Below are 4,608 nucleotides of genomic sequence, written 5' to 3'. Positions count from 1 at the left end.
GTATCTGAGGTGGAGCATGTTGCTAGCCTATCGTCTTATGCCTTTGACGGTTTTGTGTTTGATTTATTCTTTTCGCTGTTAAACGGCAAGACCGTGAACCTGTTTGGGAAGAATCATATTTTAGATAGTGAGTCATTTAAATCAGCATTAGTGGCCGATAGCATAGATACCTTCTTCACTACAACCGCCTTGTTTAATCAAATGGTCCTCAATGACACCTTAGGGGGGACTAAGGTGAAAAATGTCTTGTTTGGCGGCGAAAAGGCAGATCCTGGGCTAGTTGAACAGGCGGTTCAGGGCTATCCGAACATTGCCTTTACCAATGTATATGGGCCGACGGAAACCACGGTTTTTGCTTCTGCTCATCATTTTGTCGATAAAGTTGACCCAACGATCCCGATTGGGAAGCCTTTACATAATAAGCAGTGTTATGTGCTCGATGCTGATCTTAATCCCGTGCCTGTGGGCTTGGTCGGGGAGTTATATATAGGTGGACTGGGGTTAGCCCGAGGCTACTTGAACCGTCCAGAGTTGACTGCGGAGAAATTTGTCATCAATCCTTTTTATGATGAAGAGGACAGCAGTAGTAGTAAAAAGCTCTACCGCACTGGAGATCTGGTGCGTTGGCTTGCGGATGGTTCTTTGGGCTTTATAGCGAGAGCGGATTATCAGGTAAAGGTGCGGGGTTTTCGCATAGAATTGGGGGAAATTGAGCATGCGCTGACAGGGCATAGCGAGATCAAGGAAGCCGTGGTGCTTGCCCGAGAAGTCGGTGACAACAATACACAGCTAGCAGCCTATCTGGTGAGCAGTGCCGCAGAGTTGCAGGATGCTGAGTTGATTGAGCAAGTGCGCGGGCATTTGTGCCAAGTATTACCAGATTATATGGTGCCTTCGGCCTTTGTTCTATTAGCAGAATTGCCTATGACCACCAACGGCAAGATTGACAGAAGCAAGCTGCCGGCTCCGAATATAGAAGCCTTAAGGGCAGAGTACGTTGCCCCTAAAACTGAGACGGAAATACGTCTGAGTGAAATTTGGCAGCAGGTGCTGGGTTTAGAAAAAGCAGGTATTACTGACAGCTTCTTTGAGCTCGGCGGCCACTCCCTGTTGGCAGTGAAAGTTGTCGCAGGTGTCAATGAAGCTTTTGCGATTAACTTCCCTATTAAGACTTTTTTCGAACACAATACCATTGAAAAACAGGCAAAAATTATAGAAAACAACTTATTTGATGAAAAGCAAATCGTTATACCACAAAGAAATAAGATGATTTCAAATCAGGATGAATTAGAAGAAATAGAACTATGACACTGTTAACCGAATTAAAAGAATTATTAAAAAACGGCATTGAAGTAAAGCAGGTTGGCGAAAAATTAAAAGTTGAGGCCATACCTGGCGCGTTGAAGACAGAACAAACCGCTTTTCTCAAACAGCAAAAAGAAAATATTCTTCGACTGTTTCATTCCCTGACGATTACGTCTAACCGGGATTATGAATTTTTATCTTTTGCCCAGCAAAGGTTATGGTTGTTAGATCAACTCGACGGTGGTAGCCACCAATATAATATGCCGATGGCGTTGAAGCTAAACGGTGTTTTAGATGAAGGAGCAATGCAAAGGGCATTTACCGACATAGTGGCGCGCCATGAAAGCTTGCGTACGTGCTTTGTTGCTGCAGATGGAGGTCAGCCGTTACAAATTATCACGGAGAAATGCGGTTTTGACGTGCCGCTAACTGACTTGTCGGAACTGCCAAAAGAAGTGCAGCAGACACAGGTTGAAGAGGCCGCTTTGGCCGAAGCCGAAGCCACCTTTGATCTAAGCCGAGATCTCATGATGAGAGCTAGGTTACTTAAGTTATCTGGTCGGGAACATGTACTGCTGGTCACTATGCACCACATTGCCTCAGACGGCTGGTCAATGGGAATACTGGTAAATGAGTTCAGTCGTTTGTATAGCGCCTATGTGCAGGGAGAAGAGAGCCCCTTGACACCGCTAGCTATCCAGTATGCTGACTATGCCCACTGGCAGCGAGAGTGGTTACAGTCTAATAAGCTGGACGAGCAACTGGCTTACTGGCAAGACAAACTTTCGGGTTTGCCTGCTTTGCATAACTTGCCGCTGGATAAGCCCAGGCCTTCAGCTCAGGGCTTTAACGGTGAAACCTATGTGTCTTGCATTGCTCAAACTGAGTTAGCAAGTTTAAAAAAGCTTTGTCAGGCGAAAGAGGCAACCTTATTTATGGGGCTGCATGCTGTTTTTTCTGTGTTGATGTCTCGTTACAGTAATGAAAAAGATATCGTGGTTGGGACGCCTGTAGCAAACCGTGAACAGATGGAAGTGGCCGATTTGATAGGGTTTTTCGTCAATACCTTAGTACTGCGTAGTGACTTATCCGGAGAGCCTGTTTTTCTTGATGTTTTGGCACAAAGCAAACAAATGTTGCTGGATGCCTATAACCATCAACAGGTCCCTTTTGAGCAGGTGGTCGAGCGACTACAGCCTGAGCGTAGCCTGAGTCACAGTCCTTTGTTTCAGGTAATGCTGGCGCTGCAAAATAATGAACAAGGCAATTTGTCATTACCGGGAATAAGTCTATCTCCATTAGACTCAAAACAGGGGGGCGTGTCACAGTTTGATTTAACTTTAAATGTTGCGGAAAAACCGGACGGGTTGACTTTGAGGTGGGTGTTTAATACCGCCTTGTTTGAGCGTGACACAATAGCGCGTATGGCGACGCATTTTGAAGTCTTGTTATCCGCTTTGGTGCAGGCACCTGAGCAGGATGTCTTTAGCCATGCGCTTACAACGGCACAGGAGCAAGAGCTGTTACTTAACTGCTGGAATGATACCGCGGCAGAAGTCCCATTGGAGTACTGTCTTCATGAACTCTTTGCAGAGCAGGCCAGCCACTATCCAGAGAAAACAGCCCTGATCTGTGACGATTCAAGTCTCAGTTATGGTGAGTTAAACCGCCGCGCTAATCAGCTTGCCCATTACCTGAAAGCACAGGGAGTGAAAGCGGAAACCTTGGTCGGAATTTGTGTTGAACGCTCGGTGGATATGGTGGTCGGTATTTTGGGTATCCTCAAGGCTGGGGGAGCCTATGTGCCGCTTGAGCCAAGTTATCCAAAAGCGCGACTAGCCTATATGCTTAGCGATACGAACGTCGCACTGGTACTGACCCAGCAAAGTGTGCTGAAGCAATTATCTGAGTTTGATGGTCAGGTAATATGCCTAGATGATGAAGCAGTACAGGCCGAGCTGATATCAATGTCAGCACAGAGCTTAAGCGTATCGGGGTTAACCCCTGCTCATCTAGCTTATGTGATTTATACCTCAGGCTCTACTGGGCAGCCCAAAGGGGTAATGGTAGCACATGAGTCGGTGATTGCTTTTGCCATGAATAACCGTTATGTGGCGGTATCTGAGGTGGAGCATGTTGCTAGCCTATCGTCTTATGCCTTTGACGGTTTTGTGTTTGATTTATTCTTTTCGCTGTTAAACGGCAAGACCGTGAGTCTGCTTGGAAAGAGTCATATTTTAGATAGCGAGTTATTTAAATCGGCATTAATGGCCAATGACATAGATACCTTTTTCACCACAACTACCTTGTTTAACCAAATGATCCTCAATGGCACCTTAGGGGGTACTGGGGTGAAAAACGTCTTGTTTGGCGGCGAAAAGGCAGATCCTAGGCTCGTTGAACAGGCGGTTCAGGGCTATCCGAACATTGCCTTTACCAATGTATATGGGCCGACGGAAACCACGGTTTTTGCTTCTGCTCATCATTTGGGCGTTGAAGTTAACCCAACGACCCCAATTGGAAAGCCTTTACATAATAAGCAGTGTTATGTGCTCGATGCTGATCTTAATCCCGTGCCTGTGGGCTTGGTCGGGGAGTTATATATAGGGGGGTTGGGGTTAGCCCGAGGCTACTTGAACCGTCCAGAGTTGACGGCGGAGAAATTTGTCATCAATCCTTTTTATGATGAAGAGGACAGCAGTAGCAGTAAAAAGCTCTACCGCACTGGAGATCTGGTACGCTGGCTTGCGGATGGTTCTTTGGGCTTTATTGCGCGAGCGGATTATCAGGTAAAGGTGCGGGGTTTTCGCATAGAATTGGGGGAAATTGAGCATGCGCTGACAGGGCATAGCGAGATCAAAGAAGCTGTGGTGCTTGCCCGTGAAGTTGGTGACAACAATACACAGCTAGCTGCGTATCTGGTGAGTAGTACCCCTAGGCAGCAGGATGCGGAGTTGATTAAGCAAGTGCGTGCGCATTTACACCAGTTATTACCAGATTATATGGTGCCGACGGCTTTTGTTGTCCTAGACGCTTTACCGCTAAACACCAACGGTAAGCTCGACCGCAATGCGTTGCCGGAGCCGGACCTTGATAGACTCACTGTTGAGTATAGTGCGCCGCAGACTGAAACAGAAAAAGCCTTGGCGCTTATCTGGCAGCAACTGCTGGGCATAGCAAGAGTCGGTCTGGGGGATAATTTCTTTGATTTGGGGGGCCACTCCCTGCTGGCCATTAAACTGGCCGCCCGCTGTGGCGAAGCCTTTGAGGTGACCTTACCGTTGCGGGAGATTTTCAATCAGC

Annotated in this window: 2 protein-coding genes; both read left to right on the top strand. The window is 47.0% G+C overall.

What is annotated here, in order from left to right; translation table 11 throughout:
- On the top strand, window positions 1–1,308 hold a 1,308-nt coding region (locus N477_RS21600), incomplete at its 5' end, for a non-ribosomal peptide synthetase (RefSeq protein ID WP_155731990.1).
- The coding region (locus N477_RS21595; RefSeq protein ID WP_155731989.1) for a non-ribosomal peptide synthetase at window positions 1,305–4,608 on the top strand (3,304 nt) is incomplete at its 3' end. The genes N477_RS21600 and N477_RS21595, both read left to right, overlap by 4 nt.

It is taken from the genome of Pseudoalteromonas luteoviolacea H33-S (assembly GCF_001625695.1).
GTDB lineage: Bacteria > Pseudomonadota > Gammaproteobacteria > Enterobacterales > Alteromonadaceae > Pseudoalteromonas > Pseudoalteromonas luteoviolacea_B.
The sequence above is the reverse complement of the archived record's forward strand: the minus strand, read 5'-3'. Positions and strand labels throughout refer to the sequence as shown.